At 49.3% G+C, this 25,156-nt stretch carries 17 protein-coding genes, 1 tRNA gene and 1 pseudogene; 12 read left to right on the forward strand and 7 right to left on the reverse strand.

The genetic code is table 11. The features are described from left to right. Positions 1–132: 132 nt before the first annotated feature. On the reverse strand, positions 133–660 hold the full coding sequence (locus M4D81_RS10590; RefSeq protein WP_260066138.1) for a P-loop nucleotide/nucleoside kinase family protein: 528 nt from the start codon (positions 658–660) through the stop codon (positions 133–135). A 1,018-nt stretch (positions 661–1,678) separates the two neighbouring features. Between M4D81_RS10590 and M4D81_RS34945 the strand changes: the two are divergent. Next, positions 1,679–1,786, forward strand: a pseudogene (locus M4D81_RS34945) (helix-turn-helix domain-containing protein); the annotation flags it as partial. Positions 1,787–1,991: 205 nt separating this feature from the next. On the opposite strand, the gene M4D81_RS10600 reads toward M4D81_RS34945, so the two are convergent. Both M4D81_RS10600 and M4D81_RS10605 read right to left on the reverse strand, forming a co-directional pair. Then, on the reverse strand, positions 1,992–3,722 hold the full coding sequence (locus tag M4D81_RS10600) for a phospho-sugar mutase (protein ID WP_260066141.1): 1,731 nt from the start codon (positions 3,720–3,722) through the stop codon (positions 1,992–1,994). 36 nt (positions 3,723–3,758) lie between these two features. Next, positions 3,759–4,790 carry a LacI family DNA-binding transcriptional regulator gene (locus M4D81_RS10605; RefSeq protein ID WP_260066143.1) on the reverse strand — a complete coding sequence of 344 codons (1,032 nt, stop codon included), beginning with the start codon at positions 4,788–4,790 and terminating at the stop codon, positions 3,759–3,761. A 351-nt stretch (positions 4,791–5,141) separates the two neighbouring features. Between M4D81_RS10605 and M4D81_RS10610 the strand changes: the two genes are divergently transcribed. The 6 genes from M4D81_RS10610 to M4D81_RS10635 all read left to right on the forward strand — a co-directional run bounded on the left by M4D81_RS10610 (position 5,142) and on the right by M4D81_RS10635 (position 12,083). Beyond that, entirely contained in the window at positions 5,142–6,461 is a 1,320-nt protein-coding gene (locus M4D81_RS10610) for an ABC transporter substrate-binding protein (RefSeq protein WP_071221721.1), read from the forward strand. 2 nt (positions 6,462–6,463) lie between these two features. Continuing rightward, a complete protein-coding gene (locus M4D81_RS10615) occupies positions 6,464–7,342 on the forward strand; it encodes a carbohydrate ABC transporter permease (RefSeq protein WP_260066398.1) in 879 nt (292 codons plus the stop codon). After that, on the forward strand, positions 7,329–8,168 hold the full coding sequence (locus M4D81_RS10620) for a carbohydrate ABC transporter permease (RefSeq protein WP_071221723.1): 840 nt from the start codon (positions 7,329–7,331) through the stop codon (positions 8,166–8,168). Before M4D81_RS10615 ends, M4D81_RS10620 begins: the two co-directional genes overlap by 14 nt. Before the next feature lie 137 nt (positions 8,169–8,305). After that, positions 8,306–9,946, forward strand: coding sequence for an alpha-glucosidase (locus tag M4D81_RS10625; protein WP_260066146.1), 1,641 nt, complete (start codon positions 8,306–8,308; stop codon positions 9,944–9,946). Between the two features lie 42 nt (positions 9,947–9,988). Then, positions 9,989–10,933 carry an MTP-1 family protein gene (locus M4D81_RS10630; protein ID WP_260066147.1) on the forward strand — a complete coding sequence of 315 codons (945 nt, stop codon included), beginning with the start codon at positions 9,989–9,991 and terminating at the stop codon, positions 10,931–10,933. 88 nt (positions 10,934–11,021) lie between these two features. Further along, entirely contained in the window at positions 11,022–12,083 is a 1,062-nt protein-coding gene (locus tag M4D81_RS10635) for a BtaManbiosPhlase (RefSeq protein ID WP_260066148.1), read from the forward strand. A 570-nt stretch (positions 12,084–12,653) separates the two neighbouring features. Here M4D81_RS10635 and M4D81_RS10640 read toward each other — a convergent pair. Continuing rightward, entirely contained in the window at positions 12,654–15,299 is a 2,646-nt protein-coding gene (locus M4D81_RS10640) for an adenosylcobalamin-dependent ribonucleoside-diphosphate reductase (protein ID WP_397376677.1), read from the reverse strand. Between the two features lie 421 nt (positions 15,300–15,720). Between M4D81_RS10640 and M4D81_RS10645 the strand changes: the two genes are divergently transcribed. The 3 genes from M4D81_RS10645 (at position 15,721) to M4D81_RS10655 (ending at position 19,723) form a co-directional block, all read left to right on the forward strand. Next, the gene (locus M4D81_RS10645; RefSeq protein ID WP_260066151.1) at positions 15,721–17,478 is read left to right on the forward strand and encodes a DEAD/DEAH box helicase; all 1,758 of its coding nucleotides are present in this window, start codon (positions 15,721–15,723) and stop codon (positions 17,476–17,478) included. 1 nt (position 17,479) lies between these two features. Continuing rightward, the gene (locus tag M4D81_RS10650) at positions 17,480–18,442 is read left to right on the forward strand and encodes a YqhG family protein (protein ID WP_260066152.1); all 963 of its coding nucleotides are present in this window, start codon (positions 17,480–17,482) and stop codon (positions 18,440–18,442) included. Positions 18,443–18,586: 144 nt separating this feature from the next. Beyond that, positions 18,587–19,723: a hypothetical protein gene (locus tag M4D81_RS10655; protein WP_260066153.1), complete on the forward strand. Its 1,137-nt coding sequence runs from the start codon at positions 18,587–18,589 to the stop codon at positions 19,721–19,723. Between the two features lie 199 nt (positions 19,724–19,922). On the opposite strand, the gene M4D81_RS10660 is transcribed toward M4D81_RS10655, so the two are convergent. Beyond that, on the reverse strand, positions 19,923–20,123 hold the full coding sequence (locus tag M4D81_RS10660; RefSeq protein ID WP_071221747.1) for a YqzE family protein: 201 nt from the start codon (positions 20,121–20,123) through the stop codon (positions 19,923–19,925). A gap of 151 nt (positions 20,124–20,274) precedes the next feature. Here M4D81_RS10660 and M4D81_RS10665 point away from each other — a divergent pair, with 151 nt between their 5' ends. Together M4D81_RS10665 and M4D81_RS10670 are read left to right on the forward strand one after the other, a co-directional pair. Further along, on the forward strand, positions 20,275–21,078 hold the full coding sequence (locus tag M4D81_RS10665) for an N-acetylmuramoyl-L-alanine amidase (RefSeq protein ID WP_260066155.1): 804 nt from the start codon (positions 20,275–20,277) through the stop codon (positions 21,076–21,078). A gap of 202 nt (positions 21,079–21,280) precedes the next feature. Continuing rightward, positions 21,281–23,521, forward strand: a complete 2,241-nt coding sequence (locus M4D81_RS10670) for a methyl-accepting chemotaxis protein (protein WP_260066156.1) — start codon at positions 21,281–21,283, stop codon at positions 23,519–23,521. Between the two features lie 222 nt (positions 23,522–23,743). Here the strand turns inward: M4D81_RS10670 and M4D81_RS10675 are convergent, their stop codons facing one another. Next, complete coding sequence (locus M4D81_RS10675; protein WP_397376678.1) at positions 23,744–24,652, reverse strand: divergent polysaccharide deacetylase family protein; 909 nt, start codon at positions 24,650–24,652, stop codon at positions 23,744–23,746. A 300-nt stretch (positions 24,653–24,952) separates the two neighbouring features. Further along, positions 24,953–25,036 (reverse strand) — tRNA-Leu (locus M4D81_RS10680). Between the last annotated feature and the right edge of the window lie 120 nt (positions 25,037–25,156).

Raw genomic sequence — 25,156 nt, forward strand, 5'->3', positions numbered from 1 at the left:
TGAATTTATATAACCTTTGGATACCTACGAACCAGAGAGGCTTAAGAAAGCAAACGCAACCGGTCCGAAGGGCACCGCGTCCGTATACCTTCATTAAATCCTCAATACCACTAGTTGACATTGATTATTCTTTTACTCGATGATAATTTCCCCTTCACCAGTAGGTACTTCAAAACCCTTGAGAAAGGCAGATAATATTTCTTCGGTTATTGTAAATGCAGCATTAGCATCGAATCTCTGGCTCCGAATGCGAAGTCGTTCACGCAAATCATTAGGATGAACTTTCAAATAAATAAGCCTCCACTCTCCTCCTCCATCTTCAATCAGCTTCTTATAATCATTTCGTTTCTTACGTTGCCAGAAACTGAAATCAATAACCACATTGCGCTTTTCCTTTAACAGATTCACTAGTTCCTTATACAGCTTTAACTCGGCTTGAACTTTAAGTTGCTCATACATTTCAACTGGATAATCAATTCCGTATCGACCATGAGTAGACCATATCTCTTCATCTATGGAGAGACGTGCAAAGCCCCTCCGCTCTAGCCGTTGAGCCAATGTTGTTTTTCCTGATCCAGCCACACCACACATCATGACTACTAATGGAATTGAAACATCTGCTTGATGGATCAGATTATCTAATTCAAGATTTTCAAGCACCCAAATTCTCCTTTCGGCTCTCCTTGATGAATGGAAATATGAGTTTGATTTGCCTCCATTACACTCCCATCATAAGCGTATTACAGAAATTCGTAAACCGGATGAGTACGTCAGATACTCCCGATACCCGTAAATAAAACACAGCTGTATCCGGGTTGGATATTCCCATATTATAAACTTGTTCCAATCATTATATATGAAGAATTCAACCTTATTAAACAGCAAAAAAGGCTGAGTAATCAGGCTTTTTTGCTGTTTATATATAAGAATAATTCATCCAAGAACCATCCTGCTGCTAATGTCCTGTTCTTATCAAAAATGTGATATTTCCATAAATGATTAGACAACGAAGGCTGCAAATCATGTTTTCTCTGTTATTGTTGTTTCAGAATTCGTTAGATTTTTAAGTTCACAATTATATTCTGATCCATTTATTCCCTAATTCGTTAGAAAATTTTTTTGTTCAAAGGAAAGCCATTATGCATAAATATACAATTAAATTATCACCGTAGATTATTATAAGTCACAGTCCATGCCTGGAGGAAGTAAGCAGCTGTAACTTTGAAACCTCTTGGGGTAGAAAGACTTTCCTATGAACGAGCTATACGCCATAGCATCATACAGGAAAGAAAACATACGTTCTTATATTAGTGTAGGAAACAGGCTGGGAATCATATTGCGAAATGTGCAGCTATTTAGGAAATTTACGGGGTCGGCTTTCACCTAATTGATTTAACACCTTAATTATACAGAGAAAAGGCACAATCTCCTCAATAAAACTTTAGGAGTTGCACCTTTTCATATTAAGGACTTTTTCGGTGGCCTTACGAATCAAGAGGTCATCTGCTAGCTAGCGCTAAGCATTTAATTATTTTTCTATAATTTCAATAACTTCGGAGTTCATTTTTTTATTGACGGATTGTAATATGAAGTGCGACACCTAAATAGAAATAGCCCACGGGAACAATTCGTGTAGAATGAAGTTACCACACACCATTCACACAAGGAGAATCATCTCATGGGCTACACTCATCTTAACATAACCGAACGCAGTCAGCTAGAAATCTTGCTACGCTTAGGATGGTCAAACCGAGCCATCGGAAAAGAATTAGGACGGCATCATTCTGCTAAAGTCATCAAAAAAACCAATTATTACAATAAAAAATTCGTTTCCATACAACCTACTACCTGGTTCACCTTGTATAAATAGACGAGAAGCATAAAAGCTATCCCTATTAGCATTAATTTTATTGCCCGTTCGGACACATTCACCTCAGACTGAACCCTTCCCGTTCTTAATCGAACGACCTGGTTCAGTCTTTTTCTATGCATTATGACGACGAATGATCTTCTATATAAGCATCTATTCGAGCCATTACATCCCGGGTAAGCGCAGAGATCTTCAACTGTGCATCCTCATAGGCACCCCCCTGGACAGCAAAATACATCTTGATCTTCGGCTCCGTACCGGATGGACGGAGACAGAACCAGCTGCCGTCAGCGAGATGGAATTTCAACACGTTCTCTTGGGGCAGATCATACAGTCCCAGGCTGAAGTCCTCTATTTTGCTGAGTTCGATACCTGCCACTTCGCTTGGTGCCGATTCACGCCAAGTGCTCATAATACCTGCGATCAGCTGCACGCCCTGAATGCCTTTGAGCGTCCTTGTCTCCAGCTTCTCTGCAAAATAGCCATAAGTTGTGTAAAGATGCTGGAGCACTTCATACAAGGTTTTGCCCTGTGCCTTATAATATGCGCCTGCCTCCGCCATGAGCATGGCCGCAATGACGGCGTCCTTATCACGCGCATAGCTGCCTGCAAGATAACCGTAGCTTTCCTCATATCCGAAAATAAATTCAAACTCTCCGGTATGCTCGAACTGGGTCATCTTCTCACCGATATATTTGAAACCGGTCAGGGTGTTGAACACGGTCATGCCATACGCAGAAGCGATGGCAGCCCCCAGCTCACTGGTCACAATCGTTTTGATGATGGCGCCATTCATAGGAAGGGTTCCTTTTTGCTTCATGGATTGGAGCAAGTAATGAACCATGAGGGCACCGGACTGGTTGCCGCTAAGGATAAAATACGCCCCTTGGTCATCTTGAATGACAGCTCCCATACGGTCCGCATCCGGATCGGTACCCAGGATGAGGTCAGCTCCACTCAACTTGGCCTGAGCTATAGCAATCTCAAATGCAGCATGCTCTTCCGGGTTGGGTGATGTCACGGTCGAAAAATCGGCATCCGGAAGCTCTTGCTCGGGGACAACATCGACATGCTGAAAGCCAAGCTGATGGAGTACAGCACGAACAGGCACATTACCGGTTCCATGCAGCGGCGTGAATACAATCCGGTAGTCATTGCTTGCTTCCCGAATGATATCGGGATTTTGGCTTACACCGGCAACAGCCAGAGTATACGCATCATCCATTTCTTGGCCGAGCCATACGAGCAAGCCGTTTGCTTCCGCTTCTGCCCGATCCAGCTTCAGGATCTCTTCAAAAGAAGCAACCTGACCGATAGCTTCAATAACTTGAGCTGCCATACCCGGCGTAATTTGTCCACCGTCTGCGCCGTATACCTTATATCCATTATATTCCGGAGGATTATGGCTTGCGGTGATCACGATCCCTGCCTCTGCGTTCAAATGCCGAACAGCGAAGGACAGTTCAGGGGTAGGACGAAGAGATTCAAAAACATAGGCTTTTACACCGTTCCCCGCGAGGACCAGGGCAGCTTCAAGGGCGAATTCCGGTGAAAAGCGTCTGGAATCGTAAGCGATGACCGCTGAAGGCGATTCGTACTGCTCTCTCAGGGTCACCGCGAGTCCTTGCGTCGCTTTACCTATTGTATAGATATTGATCCGGTTGCTGCCGGCACCGATGACTCCGCGCAGTCCCCCGGTTCCAAACTCCAGCTCCTTATAGAATCGATCTGTAAGCTCACTCTCATTGTTTGCTATATTGCGAAGCTCCTCTTTGAATGCTTCGTCAACTACTCGGCTGTTCAGCCATTGTTCGTAAGCCCGTACTGCTTGTGCTTGAGCTTGTGTAGTCATGATGTTCATTAGCCTCCATCTATTCAGAAAGTTAAATTAATCACGCGGGACTGCGGTTGAATCACGTTCGATCAGGGTTGTTGGCAGCAGAATCTCCACATAGGGAGATTCCGGTTGATCCATCCGCCAGAATAACTGTCTGATCGCTGTTTTGCCGAACAGGGCCAGATCCACTGCCATCGTGGTGGTTTTGGGAGTTGCGAGTCTGGAAAGCTGTCCGTTATCGAAGCTGACAATCGAAATATCCGCAGGGATTTGGAAGCCCAGGTTGTAAATGATAGAGTTCACGATAAAACCAAGGCCATCATTGACACAGAACCATGCGGTGGGCTGTTCGTCCAGATCCCGCATCCGTTTTTCCATATACTCTTGATCCTCCAGCGCATCGCTAAGAATCCACTTCGGATGGAGCGTGATGCCCAGTTCATGATGAGCAAGGGTGAAACCTTCAAGGCGTTCATAGTAACTTGGAGAGAATGAGGTGTTCCCGACGAAACCGATTTGGGTATGCCCAAGCTCATGAAGATATTTAACGACACGGTAAGCGCTGAACCGATTGTTCGTCAGAATGGCATCCGCCTGTACATCCGGATGATGATGATCGATAAGGACGGTAGGAATACCAGTATCAATCAGTTTGTTCATATAATCGGTGCTCAGATGGGAGAGGATAAGAATACCGTCTACTTCTTTTTGTTGGGCAAAAGGAGGCAGCGTACCGTCCTTCATCATCTGCTGGGAGATGGACTGAATGAGTAACTTCTTGCCTCGTTTTTGTGCTTCCTGTTCAATAGTCAAGTAAATCTCCCCGAAAAACCCCCGCAAGGAAAAAGCAAAGTCCGTTGCTACAAGAGCAATACTGCCTGTAGACGCTGTCATATCCTCCGGATCGGAGGACCGCTTTCGATTTCCCGTATAAACATAGCCTAACTCATCGGCAGTTTGAGTGATGAGCTTGCGCGTTTCCTCACTGACACCGCCTTTACCTGATAGAGCTTGCGAAACCGAATTTTTAGATATTTGCAGGTGGTCTGCGATATCCTGCATCGTAATTTTCGACTTAGTCAAGGATAACGACCCTTTCTCTTATATAGGAATGGTTGTATAGAAGTAATGGATTCACATCATACTATACCGAAAACCAATGGAGATTTGAAAGATTTAGATCAAACATTACTAACATTATTTTAACATTACAAAATAAAAATGTAAAGTGACAATGTTTTGTGACATGTCTCACAGGAATTAATTGTTTATGGTATTTTTGGTTAAAAAGCGTTGACAAACAGGTATTCCTGAATAATAATGTGAATATAACGCTTTCAGTAATTTGTAATCATCTTTTTGTAACGTTACAAACTCAGCGGTGTTACCCTCTGTTCTTTGGAGGACATATTGCATTTGGGAGGATGGGTCAACATGAAGAAAAAGAGAATTTCTTTGCTTCTTGCAATTACATTGGTAGGTGGAACGGTGCTTGCAGCTTGTGGTAACGGCGACAACAGCGAACAAAGCGCAGACGGTGTAACCACCGTAGAATTCTGGGCAGCGCCTAATCCGCCACAGCAAGCATTCTGGCAGGAGATGGCCAAAGAATATGAAACTGTAAATCCGAAAGTAAAGGTTAACGTCAGTGCGATTAAAGAATCACCGAGCTCTGAAGCAAGCATTCAGGCTGCCATCGCAGGCGGTAATGCACCGACAGTAGCTGAAAATATTAACCGTGGATTTGCTGCTCAACTGTCAAACAGCAAAGCGCTCCTGCCTCTCGACGAACTGCCGCAGTTCGAAGAGATGGTAAAATCCCGGAACATGACAGAAACCATTGCGCCGTGGGAATTCGCGGATGGTCATCAATATGTATTGCCGATCTATTCAAACCCGATGCTTATCGGATGGCGTACAGACTTCCTGAAAGAGATCGGATACAATGAGCCTCCCCAAACGTACAGCGAAGTTCTGGAGGCAACGGCGAAACTGAAAGAGAAGTATCCGGATAAGTATATGTGGGCCAAAGGTGCTGACCTTGCCGACCCTACAGCTTGGAAACGCTGGTTTGACTTCTTCTTGCTCTACAACGCAGCATCAGACGGCAACAAATTCATCGAAGGAACGAAGCTGGTTGCGGATGACAAAGCTGGCGTTGAAATGCTGACCTTCGTGGATGAACTGCGTAAAGCTGGCGGCATCCTTTCTCAAAATGCAACCGACCCATTTGAAACCGGTGCGGGTGTGTTCACCGATATCGGTCCTTGGACATTCGATATGTGGGCAACGAAATATCCTGAACTTAAATATGGAGAGAACTTCACCCTGACCCTGCCTCCGGTTCCGGATCATATGGATCCGGCCGATGCAAAAACCTATGCGGATGCAAAAGGCCTGGTTATCTTCTCAGGTGCACCGGAAGCTTCACAGCAGGCTGCTGCTGAATTCTTGAAATGGGTTTATTCCAATGAGGAGAATGACGTGAAATGGTTTAAGCAAACCAACCTGCCTCCAGCACGTGATGATCTGAACGAAGTGGAAGGCTTCAAGCAGATCCTCGCTGAAAAACCGGAACTGGCTCCATATGCAGAAGCGGTGTCCAAAGGGGTTCCTGCGATGGATAACCCTAAATTCAATGAGCTTCAAACCTTTATCGGACAAGAGGCATTTAATAAAGTCATCCGCGGTGAAATCGATCCGCAAACCGGTTGGAATAATATGAAGAAAGCGATTGAAGGTGAACTTCAATAATGATTAATAAACAAAATAATAAGTTGGGCTGGCTATTTGCCAGTCCCTACATTATTTTCGGATTGGTATTCTTCCTGGGGCCGCTGATTTGGTCCTTGTACCTTTCTTTTACGAATTGGGACCTCATCGCTCCTGATTTTGATTTTGTAGGGCTGGATAATTTCCGAAAAGCCATGGCAGCACCAGGGGTTCAATCCGCCTTTTGGGTTACCTACAAATTCATGATGTTATTTGTTCCTCTGGTGACGGCCATGTCACTTGCCGTAGCTGTTGTCATACAAGGATTGCCTAAGTTTAAAAGCGTGTACCTAATAGGGTTCTTCCTGCCCTATCTTTCCTCAGGGGTTGTAGCGTCCCTGATCGTACAAGGTTTTCTATCTTATAACAGTCCGGTCAATGAGTTCCTAAGAGGAACATTCGGAATTAACATTGACTGGCTGGGTACGCCGTTCTCGGCACTATTTGTTGTCGGCTTGATCTTGGCTTGGAAATTCACAGGTTACTATGCTCTGATCCTGACCTCAGGCCTTGAAAGTATTGATAAAGAAGTCTACGAAGCAGCTGCAATTGATGGAGTAACCGACAGACAACGATTCTGGAAGATTACACTGCCTCTCTTGTACCCTGCTCTATATACAACATTGATTCTCTCGTTCGGCGTTACTTTCGGTATCTTCACAGAGGTTTACCAGTTGACAGGCGGCGGACCGAACTTTGCCACGAATACATGGCAGATGGAAATCTTCAATCAAGCATTTACGAATCTGCAAGCTGGATATGCTTCAGCGATAGCCATTATGGCTTCTGTCGTTACCTTTATCTCTATCTATGTGATTCGAAAACTGCTGGAAGGGTGGGGTAAACGCAATGGTTGGGTCTAAGAAAAACAGTAAAGGTCGACTCACGGGCCGCTATATACTGGCAACCCTTCTGCTTCTCGTCATGGTGTACCCTTACTTGTACATGGTGCTCAACTCTTTTGCAGATTGGTCACAGGTGGACCGGCAGCTCGTTCCGAGCAAATTCTCATTAAAATCCTATGAATGGCTCTTCTCCGGCGGTGAGGTCGGCATTGCCAGACCTTGGATGAATTCATTCTTTAACAGCGTTATCGTTTCCGTCGGATCCACTTTCCTGATGATGTTGTTCGGTATTATGGTTGCCTATGCATTGTCCAAATTGAAATTCCGTGGACGCGACACCGTGAATAACTTTGTGTTGTTCCACATGTTCTTTCCGGCGATCATTTTGCTGATTCCAAACTTCCTCATTATCCAGAAGGTCGGACTGTTTGATACGTACTGGGCAATGATTATACCGAAGGCCGTCAGCTTGTGGGCGATCTTCATGTACACCAATTTCTTTAAAGCCGTTCCGGATGCATTTATTGAAGCCGCGAAACTGGACGGCGCTTCGGATTTCAAGATTCTGTACAAAATTATGATTCCGATGTCCAAGTCCATTACCGCGGTTATCTTCCTGTTCTTGCTGATGGAACGCTGGACAGAACTTTTATGGGACATGCTCATCGTACGCAGTGACAATATGCTGACACTCAACGTTCTCTTGTCCCAGATGTTCGGACCGTATGGCAGTTATCCAGGTCCGCTGTATGCCGCATCCGTCCTGCTCACCGTGCCGATTATTATTATGTTCGCGATCTTCGGCAAGAAGTTCAAGGAAGGTATGCAGTTCAGTCTCAAATAAATCACGGATGGCTTCAAAACCACATCAGATTTGCTGCAGGAAGCTCGTATAAGAGGTCTGTACTTTACAACCTGCTATTCGGGCTTCTTCTTAAATAAAGGGATGGACACGCCGTTCATCCGGGAGTGGAAAAACGTATGGATAGGACTCAAATGAAATGGTGGCGGAAAACCTCCTTTTACGAGATTTATATGCCAAGCTACTGTGATGGAAACGGGGATGGCGTTGGTGATTTTCCCGGAATTACATCCAAGCTGGATTATCTGAAGGAGCTCGGGATTGGCGGAATTTGGCTGACTCCTTTCTATCAATCACCCAAGATCGATAACGGCTATGATATTTCGGATTATTACGCCATAGATCCGGATTACGGGACAATGGCAGATTTCGAGCGGTTTATAGAAGAAACTCATCAGCGAGGGATCCGGGTCATTGTAGATCTGGTGCTGAACCATACCTCGTCGGCCCATCCCTGGTTTCAGGAATCCAAATCCTCTGCCCTTTCACCGAAGCGTGACTGGTACATCTGGAAGTCTCCTTCAGATCAAGGGATACCGAATAATTGGGAATCCTTCTTTGGTGGAAGCGCCTGGGAGTGGGATCCGGATACAGAGCAGTATTACTACCATGCCTTTGCCAAGGAACAGGTTGATCTGAACTGGGCCAACCCGGAAGTCCGACAGGCAATGAAAGACGTCATGGGATTTTGGCTGGATAAGGGAATTGACGGCTTCCGGCTGGATGTGATCAATTTCCTTAAAGTCTCCGGCCAATTCCAGGATAACCCGGTTGATGGGAACGGCGATCAGATTCACCTGTATGATCAGAACCAGGATGGGATTGTTGAAGCGATCGGCGAAATCTGCCGTTACGTGCATGAACGGGATGGCATCTTCATGGTAGGCGAGGTAGGCTCCGAGGATATGGACATCCTGCGCCGCTACAGCGGCAGCGGCCTTCTCGATGTAGTGTTCAACTTTAACCTGGGCAGTCAGGAACAGTTCCTGCCTGCGGATCTATATAAACAGATCAAATTAATGGAAGAACAACATGCGCCGGATCAATTGCCGACCTTGTTCTTCAGCAGCCATGATATGCCGCGCCACATTTCCAGATTCGGCGAAGGCGATGCCGAGCTTGAGGAGCAGAGAGCCAAACTGATGGCAGCCCTCATGTTAACGGCGAAGGGGATCCCATTTATCTACTATGGCGACGAGATCGGGATGAGAAATCACATCGCGCACCGGATCGAGGATATGCGGGATATTCAGGGTCTCGGTCATTATGAAGTCGCGCTGAAGAATGGACGCACAGAAGAAGAAGCGTTGAACATAGCGCGTACCAAAAGCCGGGACTACTCCCGTTCTCCTATGCAGTGGAATGGAAATCGTTACGGCGGTTTCTCGGATCAGGCGCCTTGGATCGGAATGGGTCCCGGGTATGAGCAGATCCATGCAGAAGCACAGCAGCAGCAAACGGACTCCATGTTTGCTTTTTATAAAAGACTGCTTAAGCTCCGAATTCAGTACCCGGCCCTCTCCATGGGCGATTACGTCAAGTTGGATCAACTGAAGGGTTCGGCAATCGTGTATACCAAACGCTTCAGCAGCGATGAAGCCGTCGTTGTGCTCCAGTTCGGGAGCGAGCCGCTCCATCTGGACCTAAGCGATTGGTCTGACCAGGAGCTGGAGTTGGTTGCTGCAAGCAAAGAACCCTTATCGCTCGGCGGATCTGTAGTCGAAGTCCCCCCTCACACGGCGGTTGTCTGGGTTTCCTAAGAGCAATTATCTTTTGTTTATATAGAAGGAGGCATCATCTTCGTGGCATTGAATAAATCAGCAGTACAAACATGCGCAGCGCTGTTGCAGGCATATCGAGACAAGAAATCCACCGTTCAGAACCAGGTAAAACTTCAGTTTACGGGTGTAGGTGACAAGGATGTGTATAATATCACAGCTCCTTTCCAGATTGATGGAGTCACTGTGATTGCAGGCCGGGTAGAATCGCGGGACAGCGAGCATTCCGAAATCCACTTTTTCGTGGAGCAGGACGGCACTTGGGTACCGAAAGAAGGAGCGCCTGTCTTTACGCTTCAGGATCCGTTCTTTACCTTCATTCAAGGCGAACTGGTCCTAGGCGGCGTTGAGATCTTCCCTCACCCTACGATGGAGAATGCGCTGATGTGGAGAACCGTATTCCGGAAAGGCAAAACGCTGAATGATCTCTCCCCTTTCTTCACGGGACCCGACGCGATGAAGGATTTACGCCTCACGGAGCTGGCCGGCGGCGAAATCGGCGTGTTCACACGTCCTCAAGGCGAAAAAGGCGGCCGAGGTAAGATTGGTTTTACCAGGGTGAAATCGCTTGACGACGTGACGGTAGAACTCGTTAACGATGCTCCCCTCCTGGCTGATCAATTCATCGATGCGGAATGGGGCGGGGCTAATGAGCTGCACATTTTGAACAACGGACTTGTCGGCGTGCTTGGCCATGTGGCCAGCTTTGATGAAGCCGGTGATCGTCACTATTATCCGATGGTGTTTGCGCTCGATCCACAGACAGGCGCATTTAGTGATATGGAATTGATTGCCGTACGGGCCGAATTCCTGCCGGGTGAAACCAAACGTCCGGATCTGGCTGATGTCGTATTTAGCGGAGGATTGGTTCGCAAGCCAGATGGAACCGCGGATCTCTACGCAGGGATTAGCGATGCGGAAGCGCATCGTGTGACAATCGAAGATCCGTTCCTCAAATTCGAGCAATAAGATAAAAGATCCCGCTGCCTTACCCATTGAGGTTCGGTGACAAGCTCATTTATACAAAAAAATGCTTATTGGATAGGGGTAAACAACCATGAATATATACAGATATGAGGAGAATCCTCTGGTTACACCGGCTGACGTGAAGCCGTATCATGACGGTTTTGAAGTGATTGGCGCTTTTAACGCAGGCGTAGCCGAATATAACGGTGAAGTGCTGCTGCTTCTCCGTGTAGCGGAGCGCCCCATTAGTTCTGATCCGATGATTGTCAAGGCACCTGTCTTCAATGCAGACACGCAGAAGCTGGACATTCTTGAATTCCGTACCGATGATGCGCGTTATGATTTCTCCGACCCGCGTGTCATTCGCAACGTGAATCAAAGCGCTACATTCGAATACTTGACCTCTCTGTCCTATATTCGTGTAGCACGGAGCAAGGACGGGCACCGCTTTACCATCGATGATAAACCGCTTGTCTATCCGGCACAGTCACTTGAAACGTTCGGTATCGAAGATCCCCGTGTAACGCAAATCGGCGAAACGTATTATATCTACTTCTCGGCCGTATCGCCTGTCGGTGTCGGCGAGTCGATGGTGTCCACCCAAGACTTTGTGAACTTCACGCATCACGGCATGATTTTCGGACCTGACAACAAGGACGTTCTGATCTTCCCTGAGAAAATTAACGGCAAATATTATGCGCTGCATCGTCCAACCACGAAAAGCACGGGAAATCCGGAAATGTGGGTTGCCGAATCCGATAACCTTATATACTGGGGCAATCACAAACATCTGGCGGGTCTGCGTGATGGCATGTGGGACAGCGGCCGTATGGGCGGCGGTGCCGTTCCATTCCGTACGGAAAAAGGCTGGCTGGAGCTCTACCACGGTGCAACCCTGGATCACCGCTACTGCATGGGCGCCCTGCTGCTGGATCTGAACGATCCATCCAAAGTGATCGCCCGCTCCAGTCAACCGATCATGGAGCCGGAAGCCGATTATGAGAAGAACGGATTCTTCGGAGACGTTGTCTTCTCCTGCGGCGCACTGGTCGATGGCGATGTCGTGAAGATGTATTATGGCGTAGCCGATACGTCCATGGCTTGCGCTGAACTGAGCGTAAAGGAAATTCTGGACAGCCTGACCTACGAATAAAATTTCTGCCTGCGTAAAGGCAATGCTAATTGTGACAGCGTAATACGATAATCACACCCAAACCAAGGCCTGCTCCAGCAGGTCTTGGTTTTTTGGTATAACCATGCTGGCATTAACGCGATCAGGCTATAACTGTATACCGGACGCGTGGCTTTAAATCTGATTGTTAATACAATACGGGCAATATTGGATCCGATTTTTCATAACCAATCAGGGATAGTTCTCTTTGCCAAGGATAACCTTGTAATTTGTAATATGTTATTTTTTTAATTTGTCTAAGGGAACTTCAGTAAGTTCTCAGTTCGATAATTTAGTGCCGCTACCCTATTTATGTAGCCTTCAATTGATTCATCTTCATAAATATAAGGTCTATTCAGCAAAATAATCCTCCTAACCAAAAAGACCAGAACAACAATACCTGTTGTCTGGCCTTATCTGAATTATTATATTAAATGAATAAATAATCGTTTCTAAGGATTTTTGGAATTTTCTATCTAATTTATTCTGAAACAAATCCAAAAAATTATGGAATATCACACCTGCTGCTAATGTCCTGTTCTAACGGCTTCCTCACGAACACTTACTATACCCGCAGTTCCCGCAAGTCTTACATCCCTCGATATTGATCAAGGATGCCCCGCCGCAGGATGGGCACAGATCCAGCGACATCGAGCTGCCGCCTGCGTGGGAGCCGTGTCCGCCATACCCTGCGGCTGCCGTCGCCTCGGCCTCGCCTGCATCGACAGGCGCCATCGTGGCTGCGACCGGTGCCGGATCATGGTCATGATCCACCCCGGCGTTGTTCGCCACGTGCGTCTCAAGCGCCTTCGCCACAGCGTCGGCGATGGATTCCACGCGGTTTGCGCCGAAGCCGATCGCGCCGGTGCCGCCGATGCCCTTGAGGTGCTTGATCAGCAGCTCCACCTTATTGCCGTGGTCTCCGTAACGCAGGAACAAGGAGCAGACGCGGCCCAAGGCTTCCGCCATTGCGAACACATCCGAACCGGCCTTGCCGACGTTCAGGAAGATTTCGCTAGGGATACCGTCCAGATCGTTGATGGTAATATACGCCATGCCGAACGGCGTGTTCATTTTATAGGTTGCGCCGCGCAGCACTTGCGGACGCTTCTTGTATTGCTTATCCAACCCGCTCTTGCTCGCTGAGGCTGTCACGGCCACGCTGGCAGCCGCCGGCTCCACGTTCGTTGCATCCTCTGCGGCTTGGCCTGCCGCGCTTTGCTCCAGCGCTGTTTCCGCAGTAGAAGCTGTGGTCGCTTCGACGACCTTATCTTCTTTTTTCTCCGTCTGCAGCACCTGCACGTCACGGCTGCCGTCGCGGTAGATCGTTACTCCCTTACATCCCAAATCGAATGCCAGCTCATACAGTCGTTTTGTATCTTCAACCGTAAAGTCCGACGGACAGTTGGCCGTCTTCGAGATCGAGCTGTCCACCCAGCGCTGAATTGCCGCCTGCACCCGGATGTGATCCTCGGCGGAGAGACTCATCGCCGTGACGTAATAATCCGGAAGCTCTTCGCCCGGATGGCTGTCCAGCCAATCCTGGGCAATCGGCACGAACTGCTCGTCGAAACCGAGTCGGCTCTGACGGAAGTATTTGAAGGCAAAGTACGGCTCGATGCCTGTCGACGTTCCGACCATCGTACCCGTGCTGCCCGTTGGCGCTTGGGTAATGACGGTAACGTTCCGTGCGCCTTTTTCACGCACCGCTTCGGCAACTTCCGGATACACCTCGGCCATATTTTTCATGAAGCCGCTTTGCAGGTACAGCTCGGCATCGAATGCCTGGAACGAACCCTTCTCTTCGGCAATATCGGCGGAAGCGAGATAAGCTTCGCGGGCGATGAAGCCATACAGCTTATCCAGGAACTCCAACGATTCCGGACTGCCGTAACGGATGTTCAGCTTGATCATCAGCTCGGCCAGACCCATCGTTCCGAGACCTACGCGGCGCTCTTTTTTCTGGTTCAATTCGTTTTCTTCAAAATGGTACGGCGTCCGGTCAATGACATTATCCAGGAAACGCACGGAGTACCGTGTCGTTGTAGCCAGCTCATCCCAGGCAACGTCATGGTTCGCTTCATCATAGAACTTCGACAGGTTCATCGCGGACAGGTTGCATACGCCCCAGCCCGGAAGTCCCTGCTCGCCGCAAGGGTTCGTACAGATAATCGGGTTGAAATACCAGCTGTTGGACATCTGGTTATAGTATTCCATGAATACGACGCCCGGCTCTGCGGATTTCCATGCGGATTCGATAATCGTGTGCCAGACCTCGCGTGCTTTTACTGTTTTATATGGAATGATACGGCGTCCGGCTTTCTTCCATTTATCCAGATCGCCGTCCCACAGCTCATCATAGTCAGGATCCGTAGTATCCGGGAACACCAGCTCCCAGTCCAGATCTTCCTTCACGGCCTTCATGAAATCATTGCTGACGCATACCGACAGGTTCGCATTCGTAACTTGTCCCATCGTCTGCTTCACGGTAATGAAATCCTCCACGTCCGGGTGCCAATCATTAATCATCAGCATGAGCGCGCCCCGGCGGCTTCCGCCCTGCTCGATCAATCCCGTCGTATAACTGAACAAGCCGCCCCACGATACCGCACCGCTGGAGGAACCGTTCACGCCTCTTACGATCGCGCGCCGAGGACGCAGGGAAGACAAATTAATGCCGACTCCGCCGCCGCGTGCCATGATCTCGGTCATCTCGCTCAGAGTTTCCATGATGCCGCCCCGGCTGTCCTTCGGTGAAGGAATCACGTAACAGTTGAACAGCGTCAACTCATCGCTTGCACCCGCTCCAGCCGCAATCCGTCCGCCCGGCACCAGCTTCCAATCATCCAGAATCTCGCGGAACTTCCCGCGCCACTCTTCCTGCAGTTCCGGCGTTGCCTCAACCGATGACATGGCAGCCGCGAGTCGATCCCACATTTCTTCCGGCGTTTTCTCGATGGTTAACGTCAGCTTCTCCACGTCCGATTCCACAAGCTCGCCCTTCCGTGTCTTCACCGTGACCTTGCGGCCTTCGCGCTTCACGATTTCGCCAACTTCCTTGGTCGGAAATTTAGGATCATCCTTCGTCAAAACGAGCACCACATCGCCTACCTTAGCGTTGTTGGAGTCCGCATCCTTCCAGGCATACCGGTCCAAAAAGATCTTCTCGCTTAAACCTTCCAGCCGCTGATTCTGCATCGTACTCAAGAGCAACTACCTCCTATATAAAATATAAAATTAAAAAGTTCCGCAGTTATGCGCTCACCAACAACATAACCTGTTATGTAGCCGGTCAAACATTCAAAACCACTATATACACCATATATAGTGCTACTAATCCATTATACTACACTATATATAGGTTAACTATGCCGATAATGTGAAAATTAAGCCAACAGATCCAAGCTCCCGCTCGCAAGCTTCCGCTTTCTTCCTCTCGCTCTCTTTTTCGCCCATCCCTATGAAAAAAAAGGATGAAAATATCCAATTCCAGCAACCGTGCGCCCTTTGGGTTATTCCACGCCTTCCGAATCCGTGCAAGGTTATGAAGACTTCTTTTTTCGTCCATACTACATATACACCGCTGGCCCGGAATCTTTCACAACAGGAGGAGATCGACATGTTTCATCAGCCATCTACCGACTCAGGCATGATTTTCGACGCGCGTCTTCCCGTTCCATTGCAGATCGACCGTTCCTGGTTTGACGATCTCGCCGGTCGACTGGACAAGGGCGGACCTTGGGGTGACTATCGTCTGGCCCAGCTTGCCGTGGAGGGCGAGAAATCGCGTCTCGTTACAAGCTTTGAAGAATTGCAATGCCTCAAGCACCTAGGCGGCTTATCCCCGCTCCCCCATCAGACCGATACCGCCAGACGCGTATTGTTCGAGATGTCGGGCCGAGCCATTCTCGCTGATGAGGTGGGGCTTGGTAAAACGATTGAAGCCGGCCTTATTTTAAAAGAATACATTGTGCGCGGCCTGGTATCCAAGGTGTTGATTCTCGTTCCGGCTTCCCTTGTGCTGCAATGGGTTCGCGAGCTGAACTCCAAGTTCGGCATTCCTGCGATTGCGCAGAAAAAAGCGTACTCCTGGGGCAATGATATCGTTGTCGCCTCCATGGACACGGCGAAGCGCGATCCGCATCAGGAGATTCTGCTGAACGAGGAGTACGACATGCTCATCATCGATGAGGCGCACAAGCTCAAGAACAAGAAAACATCCAACTATCAATTCATTCAAAAGCTGCGCAAAAAATACTGCCTCTTGCTGACGGCCACGCCGGTGCAGAATGATCTCAGCGAGCTCTTCAATCTGATCACCCTGCTGAAGCCGGGCCAGCTTGGAGGCCAAGGGCAGTTTGCCGCTAATTTTGTTGTCGATAAACGAAGACCCAAGAACCAGGAGCAGCTCAAGGATGAGCTGTCCAAGGTCATGATCCGTAACCGCCGCGGCGAAGGCGAAGTGAAATTCACCAAGCGATCCGTCCGCAATGTAGGGCTTAGCCTCTCGCCCGAAGAACAGTCATTATACGACGGCGTCACGTCCTTCGTCAAAGATCAGTATCAGGCAGCAGGGGGAAATTTAAGCAGTATGCTGTCCCTTGTTACGCTCCAGCGTGAAGTGTGCAGCAGCCGCGATGCCGTTTTCGTGACTCTTGTTAATCTGTCCAAGAAGCTGCCCGAGGACTCTCCGCTGCGCGATAAAATCTGGGAGCTCGTCTATCTCATCAAGGCTATCAAAGCCAACACCAAGGCGGAAAAAACCATCGAGCTGATCCAGCAAATGAACGAGAAGGTCATCGTATTCACGGAATACCGCGCCACGCAGGAATACCTGCTCAATTATTTCCGCGATCATGGGCTCATCTCCGTACCGTACCGGGGCGGAATGAACCGCGGCAAGAAAGACTGGATGATGGATCTGTTCCGCGGCAAGGCGCAGGTCATGATCGCGACGGAAGCCGGCGGCGAAGGCATCAATCTGCAATTCTGCCACCATATGATCAACTTCGATCTGCCCTGGAATCCCATGCGGGTCGAGCAGCGGATCGGACGCGTGCATCGTCTCGGCCAGACCAATGACGTGAAGATCTACAACCTGTCCACGTCAGGAACCATTGAAGAGCACATTCTGAACCTGCTGCACGAGAAGATCAACATGTTCGAGATGGTCATCGGGGGTCTGGATGTCATTCTCGAGCGGTTCGAGAAGAAGGAGTCCATCGAGAAGAGCCTGTACAAAATCATGCTGGAGTCCGGCAACGATGATGAAATCCGCCAGCGCATCAGCACATTGGGCGACTCGATTCACCATATCAAGCAGGATATCGAGCAGGGAAGCACCGTCGAAGATAATCTAAGAGAGGAAGAAGCCTAATATGACCATGACGCCGCAGGAGGTGCAGCAGCACTTCATGGCCTATTTGGAAGCCACCGAATGCACCGTCATTGAAAAATCGCCTGAGCATGTCACCGTGAAACTGTCTCCGCAAGCCGACAAAATGCTCACCAACCGCCCGTATTACTGGGGTTTCGTGGAGCGTACCGGCGCTCCCGCCGAAACGTTATCGTTCAATTTCGTGTTTGATCCGGAAAAATACGACGAACGGCTTGCAGAAAGCAAGGAAGCCGAAGCCAAAGCGCAGCTTGCCTCGCCTACGCAGGATCCGCTCCTGGCCCGCTTTTACGGGAATGCTCCGGTTCTGCCCACCCTCGGTCCCGGCCGCATTCAGCGGGAGAACATTGGCTACGGCAGCAGCCGGCTGGCCCAAATCTGGAATGCTTCCCGAGAGGAAGGCAAATGCGTCTATCTGTTCCAGCAGCGCGATACCGAGCCTCGTCCAAGAGCCCGTTCCACGCCGTATGAGCAGTGGCTGGGCGTCTGCTTCAAGGTAGAGTTCAGCTGTGATCTGAAGCGGGAGGAATTGTTTTTTCTCGGAATCTCGCTATCCAGCCGTGCGATTGCCCAAGACTTCCCGGCGATCCTGGATGGACGCGAGCTGACGCCCCGCTTGCCGGAAAGCGTTCACGTCCGCCCCGCTGCTCTTACCTTGCAGCAGGCCGTAGATGCGCTGGAGAACCATCTTATCGATAAGCTAAGTAAGCTCGACTATGACTGGGCCACAAAAGCAAGAGAACGTCTTGAAGATGAACTGTTGGTGATCGACAGCTATTACGAGGACCTGCTCAAGGAGCAGGATGAAGAGAAAAAAGCGCTCATCGAGGAGCAATATAAGAACCGCCGGTCCGAAATGCAATGGCAGTACGAGCCGAAAGTGAGCTTGTCCGTCATAACCTGCGGTCTATTTCATCTGTGTTCGTCTGTGGGTGCGTCATCATGACGCTCCTCTACAAAAGCAGGCAAAAAAAGAACCATTCTCCCTTCTCCTACCGCGACAGCTTGCAACAGCCTTTGCAGAGCTTGTCCGATATGATGATTCCAACACATCCACGGCGCGTAGGGCCAAGGAAAGGCGGTTAATGATTTGAAACGTTGGAACATGAAACTTCATATCCATGATGTCAAGGATTTCAAGAACTTCAAGCCCCAATCAACCGATAACAAGCTGAACAGCCGATATCGAATGTTGTCTGTTTCCATCATTGTAACGACTATCCTCTGGTTCAGCACGGTCCAGCCGCAGGCAAGCTTGGCTGCAGCAAGCCAGGCCGACGTTTCCAATTCTGCGAACAGCCTCAGTCTGACTGGCACTCCGCTTACAGCGGATCATCACATATCAGGCGTTTCAGGGGTTAGTCAGAACAAAGCTGTAGCTCAGGTTCCTGGGAATTTGATGGACTTTGCCGAGGAGACTGTCGCCCAATTATCGGCCCATGCGCCATTTACGACATGGGACGAAGCAACACTCGAGTTCACCCCGCTCGGTCCGGGCACGCACGGCTGGTTAGTCACGATTTCCGATGAAGGACTACCGCAAGGATACATGATTATCAGTGCAGGCGAAGACGGCGGATATATCCTGAGTGAATACGGGATCGGCTCAACCCTTCCCTACAGCCAAGCGCCGCTGAAAGAGCGGCTCGCTGCGGAAGGCCTTGTGAAGGCTGGAGGGTCATTGCCTCAAGGCAGCACCGTGCGCAAGCTGTATGACGTGTCCCCCGTCTGGCAGGTCCAGCTGCCCGGCAAGAAGCCGGTTTATTTTAATGCACTAAATAGTGAAGCCCTACCGGATGAGCCCCAGCAGACGCATTCAACGACGAAGCTGGTATCCGTATCGCTGCCTGCAACAGCCAAAGGACTCGTGACTTCATCCAAATCCAGTCATTGGTTTGCCGGAACGCCCTCCATCGCAACCGACGACTCCGTGGATCCTTACGATAATCTGCTGTGGCTGACCACTGGAAATCTCACAGCCCGAAGCAGCGCCGATCTGCGGAATTTACTTAAGGAGCACTCCACCCTGATATTTAAGTCCGCAAAAGGCAATGCCGCCTACGGCGCGCCTTTTAACTTAACGGGCTGGCATCGATGGTCCTCCGAGAATCAGGAGAACCCGGCTGCGCTTTATGTTTCGGTTCCCTTGCGGAATACAGACACCCTCCGTTTCCTCCCGGCATCCCGGTTAATCGGACAAGGGCAATTTTATGCCCAGCCGGAATAATACGAGTTTTCCCATGCCATATGCCATGACTGACAAAGGACGCTGCCCCTTAATGGGCAGCGTCCTTTATTTCAAAACGGTTTATAAGTGTGCACTCAGCACGCAGAAGAGACTATAGCCTTCAAGTGCCATGTTCACTTCGACCCTGACATCGTGCGCACGCGATTCGCAAAATGCGATTTCATGAATTGAACATGCATCAGCTGTTACTTCGTCCCTTTTTTTTGCGCTTGGTGGTTACATCCTCTTTCCATAGCGACATGGAGAACGGAATCATGCCGAACCACCTTGTGGTCCAGGATTCCTTCACCTTCGCCTGACGCCGAACGTCCTTAGGCGTATCTATAAAATGAACCACGCGCTCGGTAATGTACTTGATCAATTCGTCTCCGCTAGCCATACGAATCAACTCCTTTTGGTTTATCCACATCCCAGTATCAGTTTGCTCCATTTCAATCAATTCTAGACGTTCGCACTTGAACAGCATGATTTTTCCGCCATATGCACATTCTAAAAAAGCCGAAATTTTCACGTGAAAGAAGGAAACCATCATGATTAAGACAGCCGTTGTATGGATGCTTCTCTTGACACTGGCACTCCCGGGTTCTGTTGTGGGAGCATATCCAGTGAAGGAGCAAGCCATGACGCGTCCAGCGCATGCCGTTCATAAAAGTCCAATATCGACAACCCGGCTTCTGACCGAAACGCCCGAATCCACCCACTCTTCAGGTCAGGAAATCGACCAGTCCGAACTAAGGCAGCTGCACCCTTTTGCCCATGATGTCATTTTGATCGATGTGGGTCATGGCGGAATCGACGGAGGAACGTCGTATGGTGAAATTCTCGAAAAAGATATTAATCTGGCCATTTCACGGAGACTGTTCATGCTGCTTCGCAAGGAAGGCTATCGTGCCGTCCTGAACCGCGATGCCGATTACGCGCTTAGCGATGACAATCGTTGGCATCGAAGCTCCTCGAGGCATCGCCGTGATCTGTCGCAGCGCAAGCAGCTCAGCAGCGAGATCCCGACCAAGCTGGTAGTCAGCATTCATGTGAATTGGGGGAAGAACTCGTCCAAGCGCGGAGGCATCGTGCTGCATCAATCCGAGGGACGCAGCACCCTGCTTGCGGACACCATCCAAGAGCAGCTGAATCTGGTTTACCGCAACAACAATCACATCATGGTAGGTAAACCATACTATCTGCTGAATCAAACCCAAGTACCCGCCGTCATCGTCGAAACCGGCTTTCTCAGCAATATGGAGGACCGGAAATTATTAACCGGCCGCAACGGTCAAATGCAGATCGCTGAAGCCATTGCCGACGGGATTATCAGTTATTTAACGGCCCTGTAATTTGGGGCTTTTTTTTGCATATATAGGGCCTGCCTACTCCAATAATTAGGTCTACATACCTTCTTTTCTGTCATTTAAGTTAACATCAAGATGAAAAAGTATCATTTTACTGAAAAAAATTATAGAAATTTCAGGATATTATGATAGTATAACTAACATATAGAAAGATAGATTACTCAAATGGAAATTGGGGGAGATTGCGATGTTTGACTGGCTTGGCTATCGCCAAGGACTTCCGCTCTGGATTTCATGGCGTCTGAATCGTAATATGAAGAACGATGTTGAAGACATATTCGTAGGTATTGCAGAAACGCGTAAAGAGCTGCTATTCTCTTGGAGTCATGAGTATTGGGGACATCTGGACCGACTGAAGGAGCAGCTGAACAAGGATAATTCCTATCAATCACAAGTCGGCAGCGAACATTCTCGCCCTTTGTCATCAAACGCCCGGTTGAATCAGGAGCAGCTCTTCTCTGCCTTATATTCGCGCGCTACCGACTTTACGGAATTATTCTTATTGAACTCCTCTGGTGAAGTCACATATTCTACATACCCCTCACATATTGGAACAACCTATAACGCTAGCAGTACACTGGGCGCTGCGATCACCCATCTTATCGGTTCGAACACTGGCAAATTGCTCTTTGGACCGTATGCCGATCCCACTACCTTAACTATCGGCCCGCGTTCCTCTACCTTTCACGACAAAATGACGCTCCTGTTCATGAATGCCATCTACACAGGCGATACGTTTGTCGGCATCCTGTGCGGCCGTGTGCCGAATGACGTGATCGGAGATTTAATCCAGCGGGAATCCGGCCACGTTTACCCTGATTCCGGCGACAACTATATTTTCATGGCCAAGACCGAAATGAATCATCACATTGCGCCCGGAACCGCTCTTTCCAGAAGCCGGTTTGAAGACCGAACCTTTACCCATGGCGAGAACCTGAAGGACGGCGTTACGACCGACTGGGGAATTGTTTCCGTAAAAGAGCATACCGAGCTTGAGCTCATCTTTACCGACCCGGCGACGGGTCAGCTGCACCCGGGAGTAGCCAATACCATTGCGAACGGAAGCAATTTGTTCGTAGCCTTTCCGGGATATTCCGATTACCGCCACATTCCGGTGATCGGCAAAGGCCTGACGTTCCGTTTGCCCCATTGTCCGGATGTTTGGGGGATGATGTGCGAAGGGGATTTGGAAGAGGTCTACCGCGTTCGCAGCATCCGCTTTAGACATGCTAAGCTCCATGGCCTATCCACTTTTGTGTCCAGTATGCTGATAGCTCTCATTGTTTATGTTACTGCTGCTTATGGGTCGCCCGCACTCGCCGCAATTGTAGGAGGATTGGCCTGCGTGACCACTGGTCTTCTGGCCTCTTCCTTGATCGGCCGCAAAGAAATCGGGCGTATTGCCGATCGACTTCGAAGCCTGAGCCGATTTATCCGCATGAATGCCGAAGGTACCGGCGATCTGACGCAGCGCCTGGATACCCGCCCATTCGATCAGGACGAAACGCGCGAATTAGCCCAATGGATCAACAATATGATCGACTCCCTCGAAAGCATCATGATGCAGGTGAAATTGACCGCAGGCGATGTTTCCGCCAGCCAGCAGGTGATGAATGACACAACTGCCGTCACCGTGACTTCCGCTCAGCGTGTCAGCGGCAACATTAGCGAGATGATTCGCAGCATGCGCAGCCAGCTGAAGGATATCGATGCCGTGAAGGAAAGCGCGGAACAGATGCGGGGAACCCTCCGTCAGCTGGAACGGCAAGCCAATGAACAGATTGATGTAGCCAAACATGAAGTGGTTCGTATCGGAGACAAGATGTCTCATATCTCCTCGAAGGTCGAGGAAACGAATCAGACGATCCGCACCTTCATGGGTACCGTTCAAGAGGTCACCGGCGTGCTGCACGCCATCGAGCAAATATCCTCCCAAACCCATTTACTGGCCCTGAATGCTTCCATTGAGGCAGCACGGGTCGGAGAACACGGACAAGGGTTTGCCGTGGTAGCTAGCGAAATCCGGAAGCTGTCCGAACTGACCAGAAAGTCCACGGAGGAGGTTCACCTAATTATCAGCCATATCTATAAAGACGCCCAGCAAGCCGTGCAATCAATGAAGGAAGGAACCAAGGTCGTGCAAGAAGGAAACCTGCTGGTTTCCGCGGCCTCCGAGCTGCTCGCCGCCGCTGCCGAAGATGACGTTCGTAAACATCAGGCGGTTGATGAAGTAGTTCAGCTTATGGAGAAAATTGCATCGGTCAGCAAAGAGAATCGGAAGATTTCCAAGGATGTGGAGAGCAAGGTACAGGAGCTTACACAGGAAATCGAAAGCGTACGATACACTTCGGGCAATGTTGAAGTTATTGCAAAATCCATGCAGCAACTGGTAGGACAATTCAAGCTCACCGATTCCCGCATTCGATAAATGAATACTGCCTCCACACATATGTACAGCCTTCCATACAGGGATGGAATCACCGGATCCTTGACTGGAAGGCTATTCATTTTTTATGGCTGTTCAAGATAGGGGCGGACCTTTGTCGGATAATCTTTTTAACGCCGGTTGCTCACGGCATGCCGAAACCGACTCCGGTTCTGCTGCTGACACTAATACGCAGACAGCGAAATTCGGTTCTGCTAACCAACGCTAATTTGCAGGCAGCGGATTCGGCCGCCAGCTTGATCGTTCCCTAACCAGATCGCTGATACCCACAAACTCCACCTTGGCTTGCAGTTTCGGAATGGTTCCTTTCAGCGCTTCTGCCGTTCGGATTCCATATTTGCCGACATGGCCAATTGCAATGCAGGATGTTCTCTCTTCCGCATGCTGTACCGCTGTCAGAAGCTGTTTGCTCACGTGCTGAACGGTATGAACATCATCCAGGAATATATCGTTGGCGATGGACGGCATCCCCTTCTCCGCGGCCAGTTTGCCAATCACGCTATGGTAGTTTGTCTTGCTGTCGATAAAGAACAACCCTCTCTCCCTGCATACATCAAGCACAATCGACATGACCCGCTCATCCCCGGTAACCTTGGAGCCCATATGATTATTAATCCCAACGGCATAAGGAACCGAATCGATTGCCTCCTCCATCCGTTCACGAATCTCCTCATCGGTTAGTGAACTTAGAATGGCACCCGGTCCGAGCCAGGAAGATCGTCCTTGCTTCGGCTCCATGGGCATATGGATGATGACGTCATGCCCTTGCCGATGCGCAGCTTCGGCATCCTTCACGCTTGTCGGCAAAAAAGGCATCACTGCCACCGTGATCTTAACAGGAAGACTCAGCATTTCCTGAGTCCCTTTCTGATCATTGCCAAAATCATCAATGATGACGGCCAGCTTATTAACTTTCGCCTCCAGATCACGCCTGCCGCGTCCGGATTCTTCGTGGATTTCTTCTGTTTCCTGATTGGGAGGATCAGCAGTAGGGGTAGAGGCCACCCCTGCGCCATATCCGATCTGTGCTCCGTCCACGATCATCCATATCGTACATAGCAAGATAACCAATTTTTTGAATGCCTTCCGCATGGTTACTCCCCTTCCATTCATATTCATGCTAATCACACCTAACCGTATTGTTTGAGAAAAGGTATGTAAATATGTAAGAGTGATTGTATTCAGCACAGCCCAGGCACAGAAACTTCTTGCCCGCCACCGTTGGGTCGTCGGCTTTCTTACTCGCAGCTGCTTTCTCCGCAGCTCCGCGGTAATTTTGACCTTGTCGGCGTTGGCTGTCAACGGCATCGCATTATTTTGGTTAAAGTCTTTCATCCCGCCCCATCTTAAATCTCAACACAAAAGAAGCTCGTAAACTGCTAAAAAGCAAGTTTACGAGCTTCTTTATAAGGATGCGGTCGAGAGGACTCGAACCTCCACGGGGGTTAGCCCACACGGACCTGAACCGTGCGCGTCTGCCAATTCCGCCACGACCGCGTATCATGTTCATCGCTATTAGGAGACAAGTCCTTATCAGCGGCGACAAGATATATAATATCACGCTGCGCAAAATGAGTCAACACTTTTTTTAAACTTGATTAAAAACCTGTTTTTCGG

It is taken from the genome of Paenibacillus sp. p3-SID867, assembly GCF_025142895.1.
In the GTDB taxonomy this organism is placed as follows: Bacteria; Bacillota; Bacilli; order Paenibacillales; family Paenibacillaceae; genus Paenibacillus_AQ.

What these genes read in the sequence shown, in the direction of transcription:
- M4D81_RS10600 (WP_260066141.1), bottom strand. Translation starts at nt 3,722, where the DNA reads ATGACTACACAAGCTCAAGCACAAGCAGTACGGGCTTACGAACAATGG.
- M4D81_RS10610 (WP_071221721.1), top strand. Translation starts at nt 5,142, where the DNA reads ATGAAGAAAAAGAGAATTTCTTTGCTTCTTGCAATTACATTGGTAGGT.
- M4D81_RS10620 (WP_071221723.1), top strand. Translation starts at nt 7,329, where the DNA reads ATGGTTGGGTCTAAGAAAAACAGTAAAGGTCGACTCACGGGCCGCTAT.
- M4D81_RS10625 (WP_260066146.1), top strand. Translation starts at nt 8,306, where the DNA reads ATGGATAGGACTCAAATGAAATGGTGGCGGAAAACCTCCTTTTACGAG.
- M4D81_RS10635 (WP_260066148.1), top strand. Translation starts at nt 11,022, where the DNA reads ATGAATATATACAGATATGAGGAGAATCCTCTGGTTACACCGGCTGAC.
- M4D81_RS10640 (WP_397376677.1), bottom strand. Translation starts at nt 15,299, where the DNA reads ATGCAGAATCAGCGGCTGGAAGGTTTAAGCGAGAAGATCTTTTTGGAC.
- M4D81_RS10645 (WP_260066151.1), top strand. Translation starts at nt 15,721, where the DNA reads ATGTTTCATCAGCCATCTACCGACTCAGGCATGATTTTCGACGCGCGT.
- M4D81_RS10650 (WP_260066152.1), top strand. Translation starts at nt 17,480, where the DNA reads ATGACCATGACGCCGCAGGAGGTGCAGCAGCACTTCATGGCCTATTTG.
- M4D81_RS10660 (WP_071221747.1), bottom strand. Translation starts at nt 20,123, where the DNA reads ATGGCTAGCGGAGACGAATTGATCAAGTACATTACCGAGCGCGTGGTT.
- M4D81_RS10665 (WP_260066155.1), top strand. Translation starts at nt 20,275, where the DNA reads ATGATTAAGACAGCCGTTGTATGGATGCTTCTCTTGACACTGGCACTC.
- M4D81_RS10670 (WP_260066156.1), top strand. Translation starts at nt 21,281, where the DNA reads ATGTTTGACTGGCTTGGCTATCGCCAAGGACTTCCGCTCTGGATTTCA.
- M4D81_RS10675 (WP_397376678.1), bottom strand. Translation starts at nt 24,652, where the DNA reads ATGAATGGAAGGGGAGTAACCATGCGGAAGGCATTCAAAAAATTGGTT.